This is a genomic window from Speluncibacter jeojiensis (assembly GCF_029589495.1).
Classification (GTDB): Bacteria; Actinomycetota; Actinomycetes; order Mycobacteriales; family Mycobacteriaceae; genus Speluncibacter; species Speluncibacter jeojiensis.
In genome coordinates this window covers 33,769-53,968 of the sequence record NZ_JAAIVF010000006.1, presented here as the reverse complement: position 1 = coordinate 53,968, position 20,200 = coordinate 33,769, and the positions used below count along the sequence as shown (strand labels likewise).

22 protein-coding genes are annotated in these 20,200 nt (G+C 69.7%); 10 read left to right on the top strand and 12 right to left on the bottom strand.

Annotated elements, in window-relative coordinates; all coding sequences use genetic code 11:
* Positions 1-20: 20 nt before the first annotated feature.
* A complete protein-coding gene (locus G4X40_RS17235; RefSeq protein ID WP_277834270.1) occupies positions 21-398 on the top strand; it encodes a VOC family protein in 378 nt (125 codons plus the stop codon).
* A 36-nt stretch (positions 399-434) separates the two neighbouring features.
* Here G4X40_RS17235 and G4X40_RS17230 read toward each other — a convergent pair whose 3' ends face one another.
* The gene (locus tag G4X40_RS17230) at positions 435-1,085 is read right to left on the bottom strand and encodes a pyridoxamine 5'-phosphate oxidase family protein (RefSeq protein WP_277834269.1); all 651 of its coding nucleotides are present in this window, start codon (positions 1,083-1,085) and stop codon (positions 435-437) included.
* A 266-nt stretch (positions 1,086-1,351) separates the two neighbouring features.
* Between G4X40_RS17230 and mddA the strand changes: the two genes are divergently transcribed.
* The 3 genes from mddA to G4X40_RS17215 all read left to right on the top strand — a co-directional run bounded on the left by mddA (position 1,352) and on the right by G4X40_RS17215 (position 4,272).
* A complete protein-coding gene (gene mddA, locus G4X40_RS17225; protein ID WP_277834268.1) occupies positions 1,352-2,161 on the top strand; it encodes a methanethiol S-methyltransferase in 810 nt (269 codons plus the stop codon).
* A gap of 16 nt (positions 2,162-2,177) precedes the next feature.
* Positions 2,178-3,152 carry an alpha/beta hydrolase gene (locus G4X40_RS17220; protein ID WP_277834267.1) on the top strand — a complete coding sequence of 325 codons (975 nt, stop codon included), beginning with the start codon at positions 2,178-2,180 and terminating at the stop codon, positions 3,150-3,152.
* Between the two features lie 70 nt (positions 3,153-3,222).
* On the top strand, positions 3,223-4,272 hold the full coding sequence (locus tag G4X40_RS17215; protein ID WP_277834265.1) for a DUF4185 domain-containing protein: 1,050 nt from the start codon (positions 3,223-3,225) through the stop codon (positions 4,270-4,272).
* A gap of 7 nt (positions 4,273-4,279) precedes the next feature.
* Here G4X40_RS17215 and G4X40_RS17210 read toward each other — a convergent pair whose 3' ends face one another.
* The gene (locus G4X40_RS17210) at positions 4,280-6,355 is read right to left on the bottom strand and encodes a neutral/alkaline non-lysosomal ceramidase N-terminal domain-containing protein (protein ID WP_277834263.1); all 2,076 of its coding nucleotides are present in this window, start codon (positions 6,353-6,355) and stop codon (positions 4,280-4,282) included.
* Between the two features lie 181 nt (positions 6,356-6,536).
* Here G4X40_RS17210 and dapA point away from each other — a divergent pair, with 181 nt between their 5' ends.
* The gene (gene dapA, locus G4X40_RS17205; protein WP_277834261.1) at positions 6,537-7,427 is read left to right on the top strand and encodes a 4-hydroxy-tetrahydrodipicolinate synthase; all 891 of its coding nucleotides are present in this window, start codon (positions 6,537-6,539) and stop codon (positions 7,425-7,427) included.
* A gap of 17 nt (positions 7,428-7,444) precedes the next feature.
* On the opposite strand, the gene G4X40_RS17200 is transcribed toward dapA, so the two are convergent.
* The 3 genes from G4X40_RS17200 to recO are packed head-to-tail and all read right to left on the bottom strand — an operon-like array spanning position 7,445 to position 9,463.
* The gene (locus G4X40_RS17200; protein ID WP_277834259.1) at positions 7,445-7,879 is read right to left on the bottom strand and encodes a hypothetical protein; all 435 of its coding nucleotides are present in this window, start codon (positions 7,877-7,879) and stop codon (positions 7,445-7,447) included.
* Positions 7,876-8,655, bottom strand: coding sequence for an isoprenyl transferase (locus G4X40_RS17195; protein WP_277834258.1), 780 nt, complete (start codon positions 8,653-8,655; stop codon positions 7,876-7,878). Before G4X40_RS17195 ends, G4X40_RS17200 begins: the two co-directional genes overlap by 4 nt.
* Before the next feature lie 16 nt (positions 8,656-8,671).
* Positions 8,672-9,463 (bottom strand): DNA repair protein RecO, encoded by a 792-nt coding sequence (gene recO / locus G4X40_RS17190; protein ID WP_277834257.1) that lies wholly within the window; start codon positions 9,461-9,463, stop codon positions 8,672-8,674.
* Positions 9,464-9,568: 105 nt separating this feature from the next.
* Here recO and G4X40_RS17185 point away from each other — a divergent pair, with 105 nt between their 5' ends.
* The 5 genes from G4X40_RS17185 to G4X40_RS17165 all read left to right on the top strand — a co-directional run bounded on the left by G4X40_RS17185 (position 9,569) and on the right by G4X40_RS17165 (position 13,466).
* Entirely contained in the window at positions 9,569-10,987 is a 1,419-nt protein-coding gene (locus G4X40_RS17185) for an amidase (RefSeq protein WP_277834256.1), read from the top strand.
* Complete coding sequence (locus tag G4X40_RS17180) at positions 10,981-11,562, top strand: TetR/AcrR family transcriptional regulator (protein WP_277834255.1); 582 nt, start codon at positions 10,981-10,983, stop codon at positions 11,560-11,562. The genes G4X40_RS17185 and G4X40_RS17180 overlap by 7 nt, the downstream gene beginning before the upstream one ends.
* 74 nt (positions 11,563-11,636) lie before the next feature.
* Positions 11,637-12,158, top strand: coding sequence for a YbaB/EbfC family nucleoid-associated protein (locus G4X40_RS17175; RefSeq protein ID WP_277834254.1), 522 nt, complete (start codon positions 11,637-11,639; stop codon positions 12,156-12,158).
* Positions 12,159-12,186: 28 nt separating this feature from the next.
* A complete protein-coding gene (locus G4X40_RS17170) occupies positions 12,187-12,522 on the top strand; it encodes a WXG100 family type VII secretion target (protein WP_277834253.1) in 336 nt (111 codons plus the stop codon).
* On the top strand, positions 12,522-13,466 hold the full coding sequence (locus tag G4X40_RS17165) for a WXG100 family type VII secretion target (protein ID WP_277834252.1): 945 nt from the start codon (positions 12,522-12,524) through the stop codon (positions 13,464-13,466). Before G4X40_RS17170 ends, G4X40_RS17165 begins: the two co-directional genes overlap by 1 nt.
* Positions 13,467-13,704: 238 nt before the next feature.
* Here the strand turns inward: G4X40_RS17165 and G4X40_RS17160 are convergent, their stop codons facing one another.
* The 7 genes from G4X40_RS17160 to G4X40_RS17130 all read right to left on the bottom strand — a co-directional run bounded on the left by G4X40_RS17160 (position 13,705) and on the right by G4X40_RS17130 (position 20,188).
* On the bottom strand, positions 13,705-14,349 hold the full coding sequence (locus G4X40_RS17160; RefSeq protein ID WP_277834251.1) for an SDR family oxidoreductase: 645 nt from the start codon (positions 14,347-14,349) through the stop codon (positions 13,705-13,707).
* Positions 14,350-14,582: 233 nt separating this feature from the next.
* A complete protein-coding gene (gene era / locus G4X40_RS17155) occupies positions 14,583-15,515 on the bottom strand; it encodes a GTPase Era (protein WP_277834250.1) in 933 nt (310 codons plus the stop codon).
* Positions 15,499-16,884, bottom strand: a complete 1,386-nt coding sequence (locus tag G4X40_RS17150; protein WP_277834249.1) for a hemolysin family protein — start codon at positions 16,882-16,884, stop codon at positions 15,499-15,501. Before G4X40_RS17150 ends, era begins: the two co-directional genes overlap by 17 nt.
* A complete protein-coding gene (gene ybeY / locus G4X40_RS17145; protein ID WP_277834248.1) occupies positions 16,881-17,417 on the bottom strand; it encodes an rRNA maturation RNase YbeY in 537 nt (178 codons plus the stop codon). Before ybeY ends, G4X40_RS17150 begins: the two co-directional genes overlap by 4 nt.
* 65 nt (positions 17,418-17,482) lie before the next feature.
* Positions 17,483-18,484: a PhoH family protein gene (locus G4X40_RS17140; RefSeq protein ID WP_277834683.1), complete on the bottom strand. Its 1,002-nt coding sequence runs from the start codon at positions 18,482-18,484 to the stop codon at positions 17,483-17,485.
* A gap of 76 nt (positions 18,485-18,560) precedes the next feature.
* On the bottom strand, positions 18,561-19,412 hold the full coding sequence (locus G4X40_RS17135; RefSeq protein ID WP_277834247.1) for an alpha/beta hydrolase family protein: 852 nt from the start codon (positions 19,410-19,412) through the stop codon (positions 18,561-18,563).
* 5 nt (positions 19,413-19,417) lie between these two features.
* On the bottom strand, positions 19,418-20,188 hold the full coding sequence (locus G4X40_RS17130; protein WP_277834246.1) for a 16S rRNA (uracil(1498)-N(3))-methyltransferase: 771 nt from the start codon (positions 20,186-20,188) through the stop codon (positions 19,418-19,420).
* Between the last annotated feature and the right edge of the window lie 12 nt (positions 20,189-20,200).

The window sequence follows — 20,200 nt, the reverse complement described above, 5'->3', positions numbered from 1 at the left end:
TTCTCGACCCGAAGGTCCCCATGAAGATCACCAGCACCGCCCTGTCGCTGAATGTCGCCGACGTCACCGCGTCGTCGGAGTTCGCGACGACCAACTTCGGCTTCACCGAGGCGATGTCCGCAGACGGATTCGTCTCGCTGACCCACCCCAGCGCAGGTGTCAACGTGATCTTCCTGCGCACCGGTCTGGAGACCTTCAAACCCGCGTCGATCGCCGGCCCAGCCGGTCAGGGAACTCTCATCGCGTTCGTCGTCGAGGACATCGACGCCGAGTTCTCCCGGATCGCCGCCGCGGGCGCCCAGGTCGTCACCGCACCGGAGACCGAACCATGGGGCGAGCGCTATTGTCAGTTCGCCGACCCGAATGGGATCGTGTGGCAACTCGTGCAGTGGGTGTGATTCGAGGTACGACGGCCGGACGCACGCCCGCCGCCGTCAATGCGCGAATCCACGCTCGGCGGCGACGCCGAAGTGATCGCCGCCCTTGCGTGCGGGATTGTCCGCCCCCCACTCGCGGACCCGATCGGCGGGCACCATCTGCGGAATATGCTTGCGACAGTGGATGTATGCCTCCTCGACGTCGACGAGAACCCAGCGTTCGGCCCGGCGGCCGCGCAGCCTCTCGACAGGCAGGTCGGGATGTGCGGCGCGGACGTCGTCGTCGACCACGATGCTGGCGGTTCCGTTGACGTGCAGGCCGATCAACTCGTCGACGAAGTCGGCCATGAAGATCCCGACGTGTGGGTTCTCGACGATGTTGCCGAGGCTGGCCAGCACCCCGTTGCCCTGATACTCGGGGTAGCCGATCAACTCCTCGGAGAAGACGTGGACGAAGCCGGGCGGCCCGGCCCGCATCGACACGTCGCACGAGCCGTCGGCCGCCGATGTGCCGACGAACATCAACTCCCTCCGCGCGACGAACTCGATCATCGCGGCATTCAGCCGCGTGCACATCTGGCGGGTGTAGAAGCGGTCCGCGCGGAACGCGGTCCCCAACTGCTCCTGCATGACCTGCTCGCCGCGGGTGCCGCAGGCGGTGGTGTCGATGCTCGTCTGCCCGGTCGGGTTCTGGTCGGCATTGGACATCGTTGTTCTCCTTGCGCGAGAACGGTGATTCGACGCCGTCGCCTCTGAGGGTCGCGCCGGCCGCCGGCTGCCGCCACCCACCCCAGGGGGACATTCTCCTCACCTGGGGTGGTTGCGGCGCGCGCCGACGGGAAAGGACCGACTCGTCCGGGAGACGCCTCGCAGGGTGGGGCGACCGACACCCTTGGGCCCCTGGCGCACCCCGCGGTGACTCTCGACGATTGGTGCGAGACAACGAATCCCCGATCGAGAATGCGGAGGCGATCATGCCCGCTCATCAGAACGAACCGACGACCGCGGCGCAGGCCCGGGCCGAGGGGTCCCGAGCCGGCGCCAGGACCAGGGCGTACGGGGTGGTCGCCTACGCCCTGTTCCTGGTAGTGTTCCTCTATACGATCGGCTGGGTCGAGGGACTCGTCGTGCCGCGCAACATCGATGACGGTCCGACTGCTTCGACGACAGTCGCGGTCCTGATCGACCTCGGGCTGCTGTCGCTGTTCGCCGTCCAGCACTCCGTGATGGCCCGACCGGCGTTCAAGCGCCGATGGACCCGGCTCGTCCCGCCGGCGGCCGAACGCTCCACCTACGTGCTGTGCGCGACCGCGGCGTTGGCGCTGGTGATGTGGCAGTGGCGGCCGATCCCAGATGCTGTGTGGGCGTTCGGCCCCACGCCCGCCCGCACCGCCGTCTATGCACTCTCGATGGCCGGGTGGGCGCTCGTGCTGGTCGCGACCTTCGCGATCGACCATCTCGACCTGTTCGGACTCCGCCAGGCGTTCCGCCGGCACGAAGATGGTGTCGCCGCAACCGAATTCCGGATGCCCGCGCTCTACCGCCTGGTCCGCCATCCCCTCTACCTCGGATTCGTCATCGCCTTCTGGGCCGCGCCGACGATGACGGTCGGGCGACTGCTGTTCGCGGCCGTCACCACCGCGTACATCCTCGTCGCCATCCGCTTCGAGGAACGCGACCTGATCACCTCGTTCGGCGACCGCCGCCGCAGCTACCGGCGGCGGGTGCCGATGCTCGTCCCGGTACCGCGACCGTCGCACGCTCGCGTGCAGCGATCGGCGTAACCGTAAGGCGCTCAACATGAGCCGCACACCCGCGTACTACCGCGACCAGCCGGACTGGCGTGAGCTGCAGCAGTTCCTGCCCGCCCGCCTGCGCTTGAGCGACGCGACCGCCCCCGTCGAGCAGTTCTGGGACTGGCGCGGGCACCGCGTCCACCTCGACCGCTACCCCGCGCCGTGCGCGAGGGCCAAGGTCGTCCTGCACCACGGCGTGGGCACCAACGGCCGCCAGATGTCGCTGATCCTGGGCGCACCCTTGGCCGCCCGTGGCTTCGAGACGGTCGCGCCGGACAACCTCGGCTACGGCCTGACGCAGGTGAGGCCCGGCGCCACACCCTCCTACGACGACTGGGTGGACCTGGTGGTGGACCTCCTCGCCCACGAACGGGCACGCGACGACCGTCCGATCGTGCTCTTCGGCCTCAGCGCCGGTGGCATGCTGGCGTATCACGTCGCCGCGAAGGCGCCCCGCGGAACCCTTGCGGGCATCGTCGGCATGGCGTTCCTCGACCAGCGCAGCCGCCGGGTGCGGGACGAGACCGCACACAGCAGGCTCACCGCACGGGTCGGCGGGCCGCTCATGGTTGGTCTGGCGAAGACCCCGGCGGCAACGCTGAGGTACCCGATGCGCCTGGCATCGAGGATGTCGGCACTGGCCAACGATCCGGGCGCACAGAGCGTCCTGATGAAGGACCGCACCTCTGCAGGGAACTGGGTCAGCGTCCGCTTCCTCGGCCGTTACCTGAGCCATGCCCCCGCCGTCGAACCCGAGGACTTTGACCGCTGCCCGATACTGCTGACCCAGCCCGCCGCGGACCGGTGGACTCCGCTCCATCTCAGCGCACCGTTCCTGTCTCGGATCACGATGTCGCCGGTCGAGATCGTCCCCCTCGACAACGCCGGCCACTATCCGCTCGAAGAGCCGGGGCTGACCCAACTGCAGGACGCCGTCGCCGACTTCGTCGACGCACACAGCGCCTCGAAGCTAGCGTGACGGGCGAAGGGTTCCACGCCGCCCGCCCCATTCGACCTGTCGCCGGGCGAACGGCCCGAGGAGGATCGCCATGAGCAACTGGGGCACCGTGATCACCGGGACGCCGACGTCGACCGGAAGGTTCGGAGTCGGCGGAACCGACCTGGGCATCCCGTATCTGCGCACCCACGACGGCAGTTCGGGCTATGTCTTCGGCGACACCTTCGCCGGTGACACCGTCGGCTCCGGGAACTGGCGCTCACCGGTCCTGCTGATCCAGGAGGCGTTCGACCCGACCGGTGACACCGCGATCTCGTTCACCTCCGGCATCGGCGGCAACCCGGCCACCCAACTGCTCACCTACACCCACGACGCCGACAACGGCCACGGGTCCGAGGTCACCCGCATCCCCAACGATGCGATCGAGATCGACGGGCGCACCTGGCTGACCTACACCGCAGTGCGCGACTGGACCGCCGTCGACGACCGGTACGGCGCACTGTATGCGGCACTGGCCTATTCGGATGACCACGGCCGGACCTGGACAGACCACGCCGTCGTCTGGCCCAACGACGGATCCGACGGGTACGGCGGCTGGTCGCCACTGATGATGCAGTCGTTCGCCGGCATCGGCAACAACGATGACGACGGCCACCTGTACATCGCCGCCAAGGAATGGGGCCGCGCCCACAACCAGAACGGGCCCATCCTGATGCGGGTACCCGCCACCTCGGCAGCCATTCTCGACAAGGCCCGGTACCAGCACTGGGGCTACGACGGCAGCTGGCGGTGGGGCAGCCCCACGCCGACACCGCTGTTCGACGGCATGGGCCCGATAGGCGAGCTGAGCGTGCAGAACATCGGCGGCACCTGCTGCATGTCCTACTTCGACGTGAACGGCTACTGCATCTCCACCCGCACCGCCCCCGCCATCGACCGGGTCTGGACCGGGCCGACCCAGCAGATCCACGGGCAGGCGCCGTGGTGGAAGCCGGGGTTCACCGCGTTCCCGCAGCTCTACGGCGGCTACATCCACCCCGCCAGCGCATCGCCGACGAGCCTGACCCTGACCGTGTCGCAATGGAACACGGCCCGCGGCAGGCCGTATCAGGTCATGCAGTTCGACGGCATCAACCCGTGAACGATCTTCAGGCCGTGACCGTGAACTCGTTCGACAGTCCGCTGAACGGAGTGGTCCGGCCGTCGAGCGTCCGGGAGTCACCGCGGTAGGTGACCCGATACCGACCAAGGGCGGTGTTCGCGGGCACGTCCCAGGTGATGGTCGTGGTGGTGACCGGTCCGGCGTTGTCGAAGTAGATCTTCGTGGCCCAGTCGCTGTCGTCGGCGACCCGCACCCACCGGTCGCCGTCCCGGCGCTCGACGGTCAGGTACGTGTCGTCACGGCGCAGGTTGTTGTTCGGGTTCGCTCCCGAGAACCTCGCCCGTGCCATGCCGCCGCGCCGGACCGTGTCCGCGACCGGCGTGAGCAGTTGACCGTAAGCGGTGCCGGGCGCCGCGACATCGACGAACGCATTGCCCACTGGCGCCGCCGGGAGCTTGCCGGTGAGGTCGCCGTCGGTGCGCCCCGGGGCGACCGGTTTGCCCGACCGCATCGCCACCGCCAGTTCGTCGGCGATCTGCTGGACCGCGGGCAGTTGCCACTTGCCGAAGACGGTCGCGCCGCCCTCGTAGTCCTGGTTCTCGTACTCCTCGGGTGTGGTCAGGTAGTGACCGTACGAGTTTGTGTAGCCCTGCACCACAACGTGTTCCACCGGAACGCCGAGCGTGGCGGCGAGCCCACGTCGCAGCCGCAGGCCCGCGACCACCGTCGGCTCGAAGCCGCACGCGAACAGGTAGGTGTCACCCAACCGGACCAGATAGAACGGCAGCTGCTGCTGGACGGTACCGGGCACCAGCCCGACCGGCAGCAGGATGTCCTTCGGGGCCTGCTCACGCTTGAGCCAGTCCGGGACCACGACCTCGTTGACCTTGCGCACCCACGGGTTGCCGCCGCGCTCGCCCTCGTTCAAGCCGAGCTCGGGCATGCCGCCGCCGTCTTCCTGGCTGCTGGCGGCGAACGCGGCCCCGAGCATCGCCGGCGTCGTGTGGTGGGTGCGGCCGTCGCCGGTGTACTGCGAGCGCACGGTCACCGCGCTCATGTCGACGTACTTCCAACGGACGTCGATCGCACCGGCAATCGGGCGGGCACCGACGCCGACCTGCCGCGACGCCGCCTCGTACTGCCGCTCGCCGATGATCCGGGTGTTGGCGAACGCGTCGTCGGTCGGACCGGTGCCGGGCATCCGGTCCAGGTTCGGCGTGACGTCGCCTGGCGTGGACTGGCTGAACGCGGTGACCAGCGCCGGTGAGGCGTGCGAGGTGTAGTCGACGCCGGCGGCGCGCTCCCATCGCAGCGCCGCGTACCCCTTGTTGTCCGAGCTGGAGAGCAGGTTCGTCGGCGGCATGCTGGTGCCGTGGGTGGCGAACCAGTTGATGACGCCGACGAGCTTGCCGCCGCGGGTGATCTGCAGGTTCACCGAGTTGGGGTCGATCTTGAGCGGGAACGGCGCCTTGTCGGCTGCGGGGTCACGGTCGAACGCCTTCGGTGACCGGTTCACACCGGCGTCGTCGAGTTGGCCGCGGGTCATCGCCACCTCGGACGGGGCGAGGTCGCGGTGCGCGCGCTCGATCGCGTCGACGATGCCGGCCACGTTGGACTCGAAGGTCGCCGGGCGGAAGCCGAAGGTGGTGATGTCGACGAGCAGGTGCCCGTCGGTCCCGCCGGGCGCCGAGTGGGTGTGCGTCGCGGCGAGCAGCACGTTGCCCTGGTGGTAGACGCCGGGGAAGCGGGCCTGCAAGCGCCGCAGCACCTCCTGGAAGATGCTCTCGAACATCAGCCCGATCTCGACGGTGACGTGCGCGAACCGCGGCCCGTCCGGCGACTGCGCGAACACGAACGCCCGGGCCCGCTGGCGCAGGTGCAGGCCCGCGCTGGATTGCGCGGGCACGGCATAGCCGTTCATCCCCGCACCCAGCGGCTCCCCGGTGGAGTCGCCGATGCCGCGGCCGACCAGCATCGCGGCGCCGCCGGCGGGCAGCGCGGCGGAGAGCCCGGGGAACAACGCTCCGGTCGCGGCGACCGCCCCGACGACGACGCCACCGGCGAGCACGCGCCGGCGGGAAACGTGGGTGCTCCGGAACTGCTGGTGATCGTGTTCACTCACGCGATCATGAATACACCAAGCGTCCGTTTGGTTCCAGAGGGCAGGCGAGATTCCCTGGCAGTCGATCCGACGAACGTCGGGACGCCAGTGTTCGGAAACAGCGCCGTGAGGCGCTCTTCCCCCGCCCTCACAGCCGGCGTCGACGTGCTGTCCGAGTGTGGTCGTCGTAATGTCTGTACCCATGGAGAACACCCCATTCGGGCGGATCATCACGGCGATGGTGACGCCGATGCACGACGACGGTTCGATCGACTACGACGGGTTGCAGCGGCTTGCCGTGCACCTCGCCGACCACGGGCATGACGGGCTGTTGGTCAACGGCACCACCGGCGAGTCGGCGACGACGACCGACGACGAGGACTACGACTGTGTGCGGGCGGTCGTGGAGGCGGTGGGAGATCGGGTCGCGGTGATGGCCGGGTGCGGCACCAACGACACCGAGCATTCCGCGCGGGCCGCCCGCGAGATGGTCGCCCGTGGCGCCGACGCGCTGCTGATTGTCACGCCGTACTACAACAAGCCGCCGCAGGACTGCATCGTCGAGCATTTCCGGATGGTCGCCGAGGCGGGCGATGGGACGCCGGTGATGCTCTACGACATTCCGAGTCGCACGGGCACCGCGCTGTCGACGGAGACGATCCGACGGGCCGCGGATATCGAGCAGGTGAAGGCCGTCAAGGACGCGAAGGGCGACTTATTCGAGGCGTCGCGACTGATGGCCGAGACCGGCCTGCTCTGGTACTCCGGCGACGACGTCGTCAACCTCGCGCACCTGGCGCAGGGTGCCACAGGAATCGTCTCCGTCGTCGGTCACGTGGCGGGCGACCTGTACGCGGAGATGCTGGCCTGCATAGACAGGGGCGACCTGCCGCGTGCACGGGCGATTCACACCCAGCTCATCCCGGCGGTGGACGCGATCATGCACACCTCCCAAGGCGCGATCCAGGTGAAGGCGGCGCTCAAGATGCTGGGCCTGATCGAGTCGGATCAGCTGCGGATGCCGCTACGCCAGGGTCCGGCCGAACACCTCGAGAAGCTACGCAACGGGCTGGCGGCGTCCGGGCTCAGGTGAGGGCGCGCACTGCGACGCTATCCGTTCAGCGCGCGCAGGCTCTCCCTCATCTCGCCGACCCCGGACAGCACCAGCAACAGCATGGTACGCAGCGCCTCCGGTTCCAGGGTTCCGGCCGGAAACGTGTACTGCAACAGAACGTCCGCGGAGTCCGGACGCTCGATGACGTTGACCGAACCGAACTGCACCGATTCGGCGGCACGGGCGACCGTTGCCCGCAGGTCCGGCCCCAGCGGGATGTCCCACGCGAGCACACAGGTCATCGACAGCACATCGAGCCCGTCGGCCAACGCGAACGCGCGCACCGCGCAGGGCGCACCGGCGTAGTCGAAGCTCAGCGCGTCGTCGCCGTTGGTCGGCGCGGCGGGCGAGCGCATGTCCACCAACGGTCCCAACTGAACCCGGACCCGTTCGCGCAGTTCCGCCAGGGCGCCGACCTCCGAGTCGGTCACTTGACTCCCCCGAACCGGCGGTCGCGCGAGGCGTACTCGACGCACGCCGCCCACAGGTCGCGGCGGTCGAAGTCGGGAAACAGCTTCTCCTGGAACACCATCTCCGCGTAGGCGGACTGCCAGATCAGGAAGTTCGACGTGCGCTGCTCGCCGGAAGGCCGCAGGAACAGGTCGACGTCGGGCATGTCGGGCTCATCCAGGTACTTCGCGACGGTCGCCTCGGTGACCTTCTCCGGGTTGATCTCCCCCGACGCCACCCGACGGGCGATCTCCCTTGCCGCATCGGCGATCTCGGCGCGGCCGCCGTAGTTGACGCACATCGTCAGCGTCATCGTGGTGTTGTGCTCGGTCAGCTCCTCGGCGACCTCGAGCTCCTTGATCACCGACGCCCACAGGCGCGGGCGGCGGCCGGCCCACCGTACCCGCACCCCCATCTCGTGCATCTCGTCGCGCCGGCGGCGGATCACGTCCCGGTTGAAGCCCATGAGGAACTTGACCTCCTCGGGGCTGCGCTTCCAATTCTCCGTGGAGAACGCGTACGCCGAGAGCCACTTGACGCCGATCTCGATGCAGCCCTCGACGGTGTCCATCAACACCGCCTCGCCGCGCTCGTGTCCGGCCGTGCGAGGCAGCCCGCGGTCTTGCGCCCAGCGGCCGTTGCCGTCCATCACCAGCGCGACGTGCCGCGGGATCAGCTCCGGCTGCAGGATCGGCGCCCGCGCGCCCGAGGGGTGCGCGCTCGGGGGCCGGATCTCGCGGGAGGGCCGTCCCTTCATCGTCTTTGCCTGGGCGTCAGATGCTCGCCGTCGCTGGATCACGGTCCCCATCTTGCCCGACCCCACCCGGGTGCGGGCGAGCGCGCTCGATCAACGGAAGCGTGCGCAGCTGTCGCTCCAGGTGCCACTGGAGGTGCGCGGCCACCAAGCCGCTGGCCTGACCGCGGACGGCGTCGGACGTACCTTCGGTCTCCGCCCACCGGCCCCGGTACAGCGCGTCCATGAGCTCGAGCACGCCCGGCGACGGGGTCGCCGCGCCCGGCGGCCGGCAGTGCACGCAGACCGCTCCCCCGGCGGCGACGTGGAAGGCCCGGTGCGGCCCCGGCGCCGCGCAGCGCGCGCAGTCACTCAGCGCGGGTGCCCAGCCGGCGAAGTTCATCGCCCGCAGCAGGTAGGCGTCGAGGATCTGCTGGGCGGGCCGATTCGCCTGCGCCAGCGCACGGAGCGCCCCGACCGTGAGGTCGTGCAACTCGCGAGCCGGCGCACGCTCCTCACCGGCGAGCCGCTCGGCGGTCTCGAGGACCGCGCAGCCCGTCGTGTAGCGGCCGTAGTCGGCGACGATGTCCGAGGTCAGCGCGTTGACCGCGAGCACCTGGGTGACGACGTCGAGGTTGCGTCCGGGGTAGAGCTGGACGTCGATGTGCGCGAACGGCTCGAGCCGGGCACCGAACTTCGAGCGGGTGCGGCGCACCCCCTTGGCAACTGCGCGCACCAGACCGTTCTCCCGGGTCAGCAGCGTGACGATGCGATCCGCCTCGCCGAGCTTGTGCTGGCGGACCACCACCGCCTGATCCCGGTACAACCTCACCGCGCCATTGTCCCACCGCCGCGTGACAGGTTCCGGCAGACACCGCCGGTCGGACGGTGACAAGTACCTGTTCGTTCGAACGAACAGTGTGTAGGGTCGGCGACCATGACCACCGTCCCCACCGAGCGCTGCGACACCCTCGCCGACCAAGTCGAGGCCCTGAACTCGGGCACCGTCACGTCGTCGGAGCTGGTCGGACGCGCGATCGAGGCGATCGAGGCGAGCCGTCCGACGCTCAACGCGTTCCGCAGCGTCCGGCGTGACGCCGCACTCGCTGAGGCCGCCGACGCCGACCGCCGGCTCGCGCAGGGACAGCGGCTGCCGCTGCTGGGTGTGCCGATCGCGATCAAGGACGACACCGATCTCGAGGGCGAGCCGACGGCGTTCGGCTGCCCGGCCGACGGCCTGGCCCCGGCCCCCGCGGATTCGGAGATGGTGCGCAGGCTCCGCGCGGCCGGTGCGGTCATCGTCGGCAAGACCAACGCTCCCGAACTCGGCCAGTGGCCGATCACCGGCGGCGCCGCCTTCGGCCACACCCGCAACCCGTGGCACCGCGGCCGCACCCCCGGCGGCTCGTCCGGCGGCAGCGCCGCCGTGGTCGCAGCGGGCATCGTGCCCGCGGCGATCGGCAGCGACGGCGCCGGGTCGGTCCGCATCCCCGCTTCCTGGACCAACCTGGTCGGCATCAAGCCGCAGCGCGGACGCATCCCCACCTTCCCCGATCCGGAGGCGTTCCACGGCCTCACGGTGTTCGGACCGCTGGCCCGCACGGTTGCCGACGCGGCTCTGCTGCTGGACACGCTCTCGGGCCGGCACCCGGGCGATCTGCACCAGCCGCCGCCGGTCTCGACCGCCGAATGGGTCGGCCGCGACCCGGGCCGGCTGCGGATCGGGCTCTCGCTCGACATCCCGTTCACCGCGACACCGACCACGCTCGATCCGCAGGTGCGGCGGGCGGTCGAGGCGGTCGCGCGCACGCTCACCGCGCTGGGGCACGACGTCGTCGTCGACAATCCGCGCTACGGCACGCTGTTCGGGCTCAACTTCCTGCCGCGGTCGATGGCCGGTCTGGAGGACTGGCGCCGCCGCTTCCCAGACCCGTCGCTGCTCGATCACCGGACGCTGGAGAACGCACGCAACGGTCGCGTGCTGCACGGGCTTCCGCTCGCTGCGGCGCGCAAGGCCGAGCCGCACCTGCGCCGGCGGATCGGCAAGGTCTTCGACCGGGTCGACGTGGTGCTGGCGCCGGTGACCGCGACCGGACCGTTGCGCGTCGACGCTATCGACGGGCTGTCGAACTGGGCGACCGACAAGGTGATCACCGCGGCCTGCCCGTACACCTGGCCCTGGAACGTGCTGGGCTGGCCGAGCGTGGCGGTCCCCGCGGGCTTCACCGCCGACGGGCTGCCCGTCGGTGCTCAGCTGATGGGCAACGCCAACTCGGAGACGTTGCTGGTCTGCCTTGCCGCACAGCTGGAATCGGAGCTGCGCTGGGACCTGCACACACCGGAGCACTGGTGGTGAACACCCCGGTCCGCGAGCGGATCATCGAGGCGGTGCTGGCGATGATCGGCTCCGACGGCATCGCGGCGGTGACCAACCGGCGGATCGCCGCCGAAGCGCACGTCTCGCTCGGCTCTGTCACCTACCACTTCGCGTCTCAGGCTGAGATGCTGCGGGCGGCGCTCGTCGAGTTCGTCGCCGCGGAGACCGCGCGGTTGTCCGCGATCGCCGAGGACTACCGGTCGCTGGACCTCGACCTGGATCAGGCGGCGACGCTGGTCGAGCAGGTGGCCGCCCAGGTGGCCTTCACCTCCGAGCAGATCGCCGCGTTCGAGCTCTACATCCAGGCCGGCCGCGATGCCCAGCTTCAGGAGGCCGCGGCCGACTGCTTCGCCGCCTACGACCGGCTGGCGCTGACGATCCTCGAGGCGCTCGGCGTGCCGGACCCCGAGCCGCTCGCGCAGAGCCTGGTCGCGCTGGTCGCGGGGATGCAGTTGCGCCGCTTGGCGACCGGCGTTGCGGGACAACAGGTCGCCGCCGCACTGATCTCGCTGGTCCGCGGGGCGGGCGAGGCCGGGCCGAACGGCGCCCGATAGGCTGAGCCCGCAACATGGGGCAGGGTCGCCCCTGGTGATCAGTTGACACGGGGATTCATGACACGGGGGGGTCGATGACGCTGCCGTTCGACGGACAGCACGCCGACGAGATCTACGCGGACGTCCGACGACGACTCGCGCAGGTCGATCGGTTGCGTGGGACCGCACTGGCACAGACGGCATCGGCTCGCTCCGCCGATGGTCTGGTCACGGTGTGGGTCAACGCGTCCGGGGTGCTGACCAAGACGCAGATCTCCCCCGCCGCGAGGGAGCGGCTCTCGATGGGCGCACTGGCCAAGACCATCACCGCGCTGACACAGGATGCCGCGCAGCAGGTGCGCGCTGCGGTCGAGGCGCAGACCGCTCAGATCCACCAGGCCGCCGGCACCGACGACCGTGTCGAGCAGTTGCTCGGAACCATTCCAGAGGCGTCCGCGCTGCTCCGCGGCTCCGATGCGCCGCCGCTGACCCCACCGGACGGTGCACCCCGAGATCCCGCGCCGGTCCGGCAGCAAGCCGCCCCGGTCGTCGTGCAGGATTTCGACGATGAGGACGACTTTCCGCGCCGTCGGTCATGGACGTCGACGTCGTGGTGAGCCGGGCAGGGCACGAGGGGGAACGATCGTGAGTGGCGACCAGTTGCGGGCCGCGCTTCCCGAATTGCGCGGTTCCGCATCGCGATTCGACGGAGCCGCGACCGTTGTCGGCGAGGTGTTGCAGCTGCTGGCCACGCAGGTGGATTCGGAAGGCGCCTGCTGGGGCCACGACGAGCCGGGCTCGGCATTCTCCGACGGCGTCGGCTACGCGCAGTCCCGCCAGAACGCGCACGCCGCGCTGCAGGCGATGCGGCAGCAGCTGACCGCCGTCGCCGGCAAGGTCCGCGATACCGCAGAACTGCTCGACACCGAGGACCGCGCCACCGCCGAGACGATCGCCGCCCCGGCGAAGGGACTGTTCTGATGGGGATGGAACTGCCCGGCTGGCTCGAAAAGGTGGCCGGTTTCGTCGGCGGCCAACCGTGGCCGGAGGGCGACGAGACCGCGCTGATGCGCATGGCCCACGGCTACAAGCAGGCGGCTTCCACACTGTCTACGGCCGTAGCCGATGTGAATGCCGGTGCCGCACAGGTGAGCTCCACATTCGAGGGTGATGCCGCCGACGCGATGGCCGTCGCGTTCAGGGATCTCGCGCAGGGCGACGGTGGGCTCGAGCAGCTGATCGACGAGCTGAACAAGCTCGGGTCGATGTGCGAGTTGACCGCGATCCAGATCCGCGTCACCAAGGGCATCATCGTTGCGGCGCTGGCCGAGTTGGTGGTCGAGTTGGCCGTCGATGCGGCCACCGAATGGTGCACCTTCGGCGCGTCCACCGCGGTCGCCGTCGCCGAAGTCGCCGCCGCCCGGGTTGCCGTGCGGATGGCGCTGAAACAGCTGGTCGAGCGGATCGCGGCGTCGGTCGCGGAGCTGACAGTGAAGGACGTCGCGAAGACTCTCGGGAAGGAGCTGGCGACCAGCGTCGTCACCGGAATGGTGACGTCGTCGGCCCAAGACGTCGGGCTACAGGTGGCGGGGAATCTGGTGGGCGCGCACCACGGCATCAGCGTTGATGAAGCGTGGCGAGCCGCAGGGAACGGCGCGATAGGGGGTGCCGAATCCGTGCCCGGCAAGTTTGCCGGCGAATTTCTGCATCACGAGATCCACGGTTCGTCGGCAGAGGGCGATCGCCTGGCTGCAGCGAGAGAGTTCGCGTACAAGACCTTGGGTGGACAGCTCTCGAAGCGGGGAATGAATGAACTCGATCAGGATGCCCCCGACGACGCCCAAGATCAGCTCAAGGAGCGACTGATCGACGAGTCACGAGAGCGGTTGAACGGGGCAGTGGGCGGTTCGGGAGGAAGCCGATGACCAAACGGGTGACGGGGGGTGTCGACTGATGAGTTTCGGCATAACGGTAGTTGGGGTTGTCGGCATACTCGCAGTCTTTGTGGGCGGCGTTCCTGCCATACTCTCGGAGATGGGGCTCCTCAGGAAGCGCTCGGAGTGGCCGTGGTACTTGACCGTCGGACTGCTCGGCGGCGCTCTGGTGTTCGTGGCGCTTGCCCTGTCCGGAGAACTGCGGTTCTGAGCTGACGAAACGGCCGCCTCAGCCGAGCACCTCCGCTATCGGAGCGTCTCCGCCGTTGAAGTCGATGACCCGGCCGGCCGTCTCCGGATGGTCGAGCACATAGGCCGCAACCGCGGCGACGTCGTCCCGGCTGACGCTCGACTTCGCCACGCCCGCACCGGTTTCGATCCGGCTGCCCCCTGGTTCATCGCGTAGCGCGCTCGGCCCGAGGATGGTCCAGTCCAGCCCCGACGCCTGCAACCGCCCATCGGCGGCGGCCTTCGCCTCGGCGTACGGATAGAACGAGCTGTCCTCAGGCACACCGTGGTCGGGGCGGTCGTAGAAGTACGACACCATCACGTACCGGCGCACCCCGGCCTGCTCGGCCGCGGACATCGACCGGATGGCCGCGTCGCGATCGACCGCGTACGTCCGCTTCGGGTCACCACCACCCGCCCCGGCCGACCACACCACCGCATCCTTGCCGCGTAGTAACTCGGCCATCTGCTCGACGCTCATCGTCTCGAGGTCGGCGACCACCGCCGTCCCGCCGGCGGCGGCGACATCCGCGCCGTGGTCGGGGTTGCGCACCCACGAGTGCACTTCGTGGCCCACCGCGGACAACAGTCGCGCCAGCCTCAGGGCCACCTTTCCGTGACCACCGATGATCGTGATCTTCGCCATGCGGGCCACGTTACGCCGCGACGTGCGGAAAAACCGGGCGACAGGAATGCCGGGCAGAGGCCGGTGAGCGCCGGCTCAGCCTCCGGGCGGGGTGTCGAGTCGCCCTGTCGTGTAGCGGTTCCCCACTTGATAAGCCATCAGAATCCGATGGTTTATCAAGGACGCAAATCGAGAGTGTCCCGACATGAGCCCCAGCGCCCGCGGCCGGATTTCGCCGCCTGACCGGTCGCGGCTCAGAACCCCAGCCTCCCCAGCTGCTTCGGGTCGCGCTGCCAGTCCTTGGCGACCTTCACGTGCAGCTCCAGGAACACCTTGGTGCCCAGCAACTTCTCGATCTGCCGCCGCGCAGTGCTGCCGACCTCGCGCAGCCTCGCACCGCCCTTGCCGATCACGATGCCCTTCTGGCTGGGCCGCTCCACGTAGAGCAGCGCGTGCACGTCGAGCAGTTCGCCCTGCTTCTCGGTGCGCCCCTCGCGCTCGAGGACCTCCTCGATGACGACCGCGAGCGAATGCGGCAGCTCGTCGCCGAGCCCCTCGAGCGCGGCCTCGCGGATGAGCTCCGCCATGAGCGTTTCCTCGGGCTCGTCGGTGAGCTCGCCGTCGGGATAGAAGGCCGGCCCCGGCTCCATCTTCGAGGCCAGCACGTCGACGAGCACCTCGACCTGTTCACCATTGGCGGCCGACACCGGGACCACGTCGACTTCGGGACCGAGCAGCTTCGACAGTGCCATCAGCTGCTGGGCCACCTGCTCCTTGCCCACCTTGTCGATCTTGGTGACGATGCCGACCAGCGTCGTCTTCGGCGCCATCGTCCGCACCTGGTCGAGGATCCAGCGGTCGCCCGGACCGATCTTCTCGTCCGCGGGGATGCACAGGCCGATCACGTCGACCTCGGAATACGTGTCGCGCACAAGGTCGTTGAGCCTCTGCCCCAGCAGGGTTCGCGGACGGTGCAGGCCCGGCGTGTCCACCAGGATCAACTGCGCGTGCTCGCGGTGCACGATTCCCCGGATGGTGTGCCGGGTGGTCTGCGGGCGGCTCGAGGTGATGGCGATCTTGCTGCCCACCAGCGCGTTCGTCAGCGTGGACTTCCCGGTGTTCGGCCGTCCGACGAAGCAGACGAAGCCGGACCGGAACTCCTGCCCGTGTTCAGTGCCCTGTCCCATGACCGTCCTCTCCGGAGGCATCCGCCCCAAGTCTGCCGGCGCGCTGCGCCCCGTCTCGTCCGGCGCCATGCGCCGCATCCATGCCGTGCGTGTCGGGCAACGGTTCCGGGCGCGCCATCACCGTCGTGATCCGCACCCGGCCCCGCGCATCGTCGCCGCCCTCGGCGCGCAGCGAGATCCCCTGCGTGGACACCTCCGCGCCGGGCAGTGGCACCCGACCGAGCAGATGCGCGAGCAGGCCGCCGACCGTCTCCACGTCCGGGTCCTCGATCTCGACCCCGAACAGTTCGCCGAGATCATCCAGCGGCAACCGCGCCGACACCCGGTACGACCCGTCTCCGCAGTCGGCGATCGGCGCGACCTCGCCGGTGTCGTACTCGTCCGCGATCTCGCCGACGATCTCCTCGAGCACGTCCTCGATGGTCACCAGTCCGGCGATGCCGCCGTACTCGTCGACCAGGATCGCCATGTGGTTCCGCGTGCGCTGCATCTGGTCGAGCAGGGTGTCGAGGGACTTCGAGTCCGGGACGAACGCGGCCGGGCGCATCAACTCGCCGACCGTGCGCCCCCGGCCGCCGTCCGCCGAGTGGTAGGTGTGCGCGACCAGGTCCTTGAGGTAGACCACGCCGAGCACGTCGTCGACGTTCTCCCCGATGACCGGGATACGCGAGTGACCGCTCCGCACCGCGAGCGAGGTGGCCTGGCCGGCGTTCTTCTCCCGCTCGATCCACACCATCTCGGTGCGCGGCACCATCACCTCGCGCGCGGGGGTGTCCCCCAGGTCGAAGACCGACTGGATCATCCGGCGTTCGCCGGCGGCGACCACGCCGCGCTCCTGCGCGAGGTCGACCAGCTCCCGCAACTCGATCTCGGAGGCGAACGGCCCCTGCCGGAATCCGCGACCGGGCGTGAGCGCGTTGCCGAGCACGATCAGCAGCCGGCTGAGCGGGCTGAGCAACGCACCGAGCGCCTGCAGCGGCAGCGCCGCGGCGAGCGAGACCGGGTAGGCGCGCTGGCGCCCGACCGTCCGCGGCCCGACCCCGATCACGATGTAGCTGAGCAGGATCATCACGACCGCCGACAACACCAGCGCCACCGTCAGGTGCAGGTGGCCGATCAGCAGGCCGGCCAGCAGCACCGTCGCCGTGATTTCGCATGCGATGCGCAGCAGCACCAGCAGGTTCACATAGCGGGGGCGGTCGGCCATCACCGCCGAGAGCCGTTGCGCGCCGGCCCGACCGTCCTTGACCAGCTCCGCGACCCTGGCCACGGAAACGGTGTTGAGCGCGGAGTCGACCGCGGCGAACAGCCCGCCCAACGGAACCAGCAGGATGACGCCGATGATCAGCGCCAGATCGTCTCCGCTCACTGCTGGTCGAGGAAGCCGGTCTTGCCGAGCAGCTTGCGGTCCCGATCCGCCTGTGCGGCATGCCGTTCCGCGTTCCGCTTCGCCTCGTACCAGCTCTCCAGGAGTTCGGCCTGCAGGCCGAACATCTCCTTCTCCTCGTCGGGCTCGGCATGGTCATAGCCCAGCAGGTGCAGCACGCCGTGCACCGTCAGCAACGCCAACTCGTGTTCGAGCGGATGCCCGGCTGCGGCAGCCTGCTCGGCGGCGAAACTCGGGCACAGCACGATGTCGCCGAGCATCGCCGGCCCTGGCTCCGGCGCGTCCGGCCGGCCGCCCGGTTCGAGCTCGTCCATCGGGAAGGACATCACGTCGGTGGGACCGGGCAGATCCATCCACCGCATGTGCAGGTCCGCCATCGTGTCCGAGTCGACGAGCACCATCGACAGCTCGGCCGCCGGGTGCACGTCCATGCGGGCGATCACGTGGCGCGCGACGCTGATCAGTTCGGACTCCGAGACGTCCATGCCGGACTCGTTCGACACCTCGATGCTCACGTCGCACCCACTCCTGCGGCTCCCGCCTGTTCTCGTTTCAGGGTCATCTGTTCGGCCCCGCCGATTCAGCGGTGCGGGCCATGCCCGCGGGCGGAGCGGCGCTGTGCGCGATTGCCCTCGCCGAAATCGCGGACGTTCTCCGACTCGAACTTCTCGTAGGCGTCGACGATGTTCGACACCAAGCGGTGCCGCACGACGTCTCGGCTGGTCAGTTCCGAGAAGTGGATGCCGTCGATGTCGGTGAGGATCTCGGCGGCCGCCTTGAGCCCGGACCGCGCACCACCGGGCAGGTCGATCTGGGTGACGTCGCCGGTCACCACGACCTTCGATCCGAAACCGAGCCGGGTCAGGAACATTTTCATCTGCTCGGTGGTCGTGTTCTGCGCCTCGTCGAGGATGATGAACGCGTCGTTCAACGTCCGGCCGCGCATGTACGCCAGCGGGGCGACCTCGATCACCCCGGACTGCATCAGCTTCGGGATCGCCTCGGGGTCCATCATGTCGTGCAGCGCGTCGTACAGCGGGCGCAGATACGGGTCGATCTTGTCGTTCAGCGTGCCCGGCAGGAAACCCAGACGCTCACCGGCCTCGACGGCGGGCCTGGTCAGGATGATCCGGGTGACGTTCTTGGACTGCAGTGCCTGCACGGCCTTGGCCATCGCCAGATACGTCTTGCCGGTGCCCGCTGGGCCGATCCCGAAGACGATCGTGTTCTCGTCGATCGCGTCGACATAGCGCTTCTGGTTGAGCGTCTTGGGGCGGATGGTCTTGCCGCGGCGCGACAGGATGTCGAGGCTGAGCACCTCGGCCGGGGAATCGGAGATCCCCTCGGTGAGCATCGAGATGGTCCGCTGCACGGCGTCCGGCGTCAGCTGGTGCCCGCTGCCGACCATCACCACGAGCTGGCCGAGGACCCGCTCCGCGAGGGCCACGTCGGCGGCGCGGCCGGTGAGCGTTACCTCGTTGCCTCGAACGTGGATGTCGGCATCGAGCTCACGCTCGAGCAACTTGAGGTTCTTGTCTGCCGAACCGAGCAGCGGGAAAACGGCCTCGGGCGACAGCTCCATGCTGGAGCGAACGGTGCGCCCGGCCGGTTCCGCCGAACGCGCGTCGTCGATCTCGTCCTGTGATGTCACGTGGTGACTACGGCCTACTTTCCTGCTCTGCTGCCGACCGACCGGTCGCCGGTTCGTGCTTGCAGTCTAGCGCCGCCACCGTGTGCTCGGCAGCGAGCAGACCGGGGCCCCCGCCGAGCAACGCGCCCAGCGCCGCCTCCCAGGTCCGCGAGCCCGGATCGAGGATCGCGTTGTGCCCCTCCCCCTCGACCACCACCAGCGTCGCGGGGTCACCGGCGGTCCGTGCCGCGCGCACGTACTCGCGGCTGGACTCGACCGGAACCTGGGCGTCGGCCTCGCCGTGCACGCACACGACCGGCGTGCCGATCGGCACCCGGTGCAGCGGGGACGCCGACCGGTACAGCTCCGGCGCCTCGGCGTAGCCGGCCCCGAAGAGCTCGCGCAGGCAGGCCTGCGCCGCGGGCCGTTCCGTCGCGCGGAGCAGGTCCAGCGGTGCGCCGGTCGCCACCGCGCGGCGCACCGGTCGTTCGCCGGCGAGCCATACGGCGAGCTGACCGCCCGCCGAATGCCCGTCCACCCGTAGGTCGTCGACGTCCATGCAGACCTCGGGGCGCACCTGGGCCAACCGGTCCGCGACCACGCTGCCGAGCGCATCGACGGCCGCGACCACGTCTGCGGACATCTGCGGCCAGCCGCCGCCGGCGCCGATCCGCCGGTACTCCACGTTCCACACGACCGCGCCGCGCCGGGACAACTCCACCGCGAACGCGGTGCGCAGGTTCAGGTGGTAGTCGGCGTTCCAGCTGCCGCCGTGCAGCAGCACGACCACCGGTGACGGACCGTCCACCGGCACGGTCGGCGCGTACAGGTGACCGAACTGGGCGGGATGGTCCCCGTACGCGATCTTCAGGCGCGGCATCGCGGCTACTCCAGCGGTCCGTGCGTCCAGCGGTCGGTGAGCACACCGATGGCGCCGAGCGCGACCGCGGCCGCCGACGACGTGCGGAGCACCGTCGGCCCGAGTCGCACCGCCCGCGCACCCGCCTCGACCAGCGCGGCGACCTCCGTGTCGTCGAGGCCGCCCTCGGGCCCGACCACCAGTGTCACCGCATCGCGGCCGGCCAGATGGTCCCCGCCCAGTGCGGTCGTGGCCGACTCGTGCAGCACCAGCACCGCACCACCCGCGCGCACCTGGGCATGCACCCGTTCGACGACCATCGCGGTGGTGTGCAGCTCGGTCACCTCCGGCACGTACGCCCGGCGCGACTGCTTCGCCGCCGCATGGGCGACCGCACGCCACCGGGCGACGCCCTTCGCCGACTTGTCCAGTTTTCCTGTGTGCCAACGGGATACGCAGCGCACCGCCTGCCACGGGACGATCCGGTCGACACCGGCCTCGGTGGCCAGGTCCACCGCCAGCTCCGAGCGCTCCGACTTCGGCAGCGCCTGCACCAGCGTCACCTCGGGCCGGGCGGGCGCACACCGGTCGACGGTCCGCACCAGCAGCTCGAGACGATCCTTGCCCACGGCGGTGACCGCGCAGTCGGCGACGCCGCCGCGGGTGTCGCTGAGCAACAGCCGATCACCGACTCCGAACCGGCGCACGGTGGACGCGTGCCGGCCCTCGGGGCCGTCCAGCACGGCGGTGCCGCCCGCCTCCGGCAGCGTGTCGACGTAGAACACGGTGGCGGCCATCAGGTCGTCCCC

Bases quoted from the DNA above. Each gene is read 5' to 3' on its own strand.
- era (WP_277834250.1), bottom strand. From the start codon at position 15,515: ATGGGACAGGGCACTGAACACGGGCAGGAGTTCCGGTCCGGCTTCGTC.
- G4X40_RS17135 (WP_277834247.1), bottom strand. From the start codon at position 19,412: ATGCCGCGCCTGAAGATCGCGTACGGGGACCATCCCGCCCAGTTCGGT.
- G4X40_RS17215 (WP_277834265.1), top strand. From the start codon at position 3,223: ATGAGCAACTGGGGCACCGTGATCACCGGGACGCCGACGTCGACCGGA.
- G4X40_RS17160 (WP_277834251.1), bottom strand. From the start codon at position 14,349: ATGGCGAAGATCACGATCATCGGTGGTCACGGAAAGGTGGCCCTGAGG.
- G4X40_RS17140 (WP_277834683.1), bottom strand. From the start codon at position 18,484: ATGGAGCTGTCGCCCGAGGCCGTTTTCCCGCTGCTCGGTTCGGCAGAC.
- G4X40_RS17165 (WP_277834252.1), top strand. From the start codon at position 12,522: ATGGGGATGGAACTGCCCGGCTGGCTCGAAAAGGTGGCCGGTTTCGTC.
- G4X40_RS17130 (WP_277834246.1), bottom strand. From the start codon at position 20,188: ATGGCCGCCACCGTGTTCTACGTCGACACGCTGCCGGAGGCGGGCGGC.
- mddA (WP_277834268.1), top strand. From the start codon at position 1,352: ATGCCCGCTCATCAGAACGAACCGACGACCGCGGCGCAGGCCCGGGCC.
- G4X40_RS17185 (WP_277834256.1), top strand. From the start codon at position 9,569: ATGACCACCGTCCCCACCGAGCGCTGCGACACCCTCGCCGACCAAGTC.
- G4X40_RS17220 (WP_277834267.1), top strand. From the start codon at position 2,178: ATGAGCCGCACACCCGCGTACTACCGCGACCAGCCGGACTGGCGTGAG.
- G4X40_RS17195 (WP_277834258.1), bottom strand. From the start codon at position 8,655: ATGAAGGGACGGCCCTCCCGCGAGATCCGGCCCCCGAGCGCGCACCCC.
- G4X40_RS17230 (WP_277834269.1), bottom strand. From the start codon at position 1,085: ATGTCCAATGCCGACCAGAACCCGACCGGGCAGACGAGCATCGACACC.
- G4X40_RS17175 (WP_277834254.1), top strand. From the start codon at position 11,637: ATGACGCTGCCGTTCGACGGACAGCACGCCGACGAGATCTACGCGGAC.
- dapA (WP_277834261.1), top strand. From the start codon at position 6,537: ATGGAGAACACCCCATTCGGGCGGATCATCACGGCGATGGTGACGCCG.
- G4X40_RS17235 (WP_277834270.1), top strand. From the start codon at position 21: ATGAAGATCACCAGCACCGCCCTGTCGCTGAATGTCGCCGACGTCACC.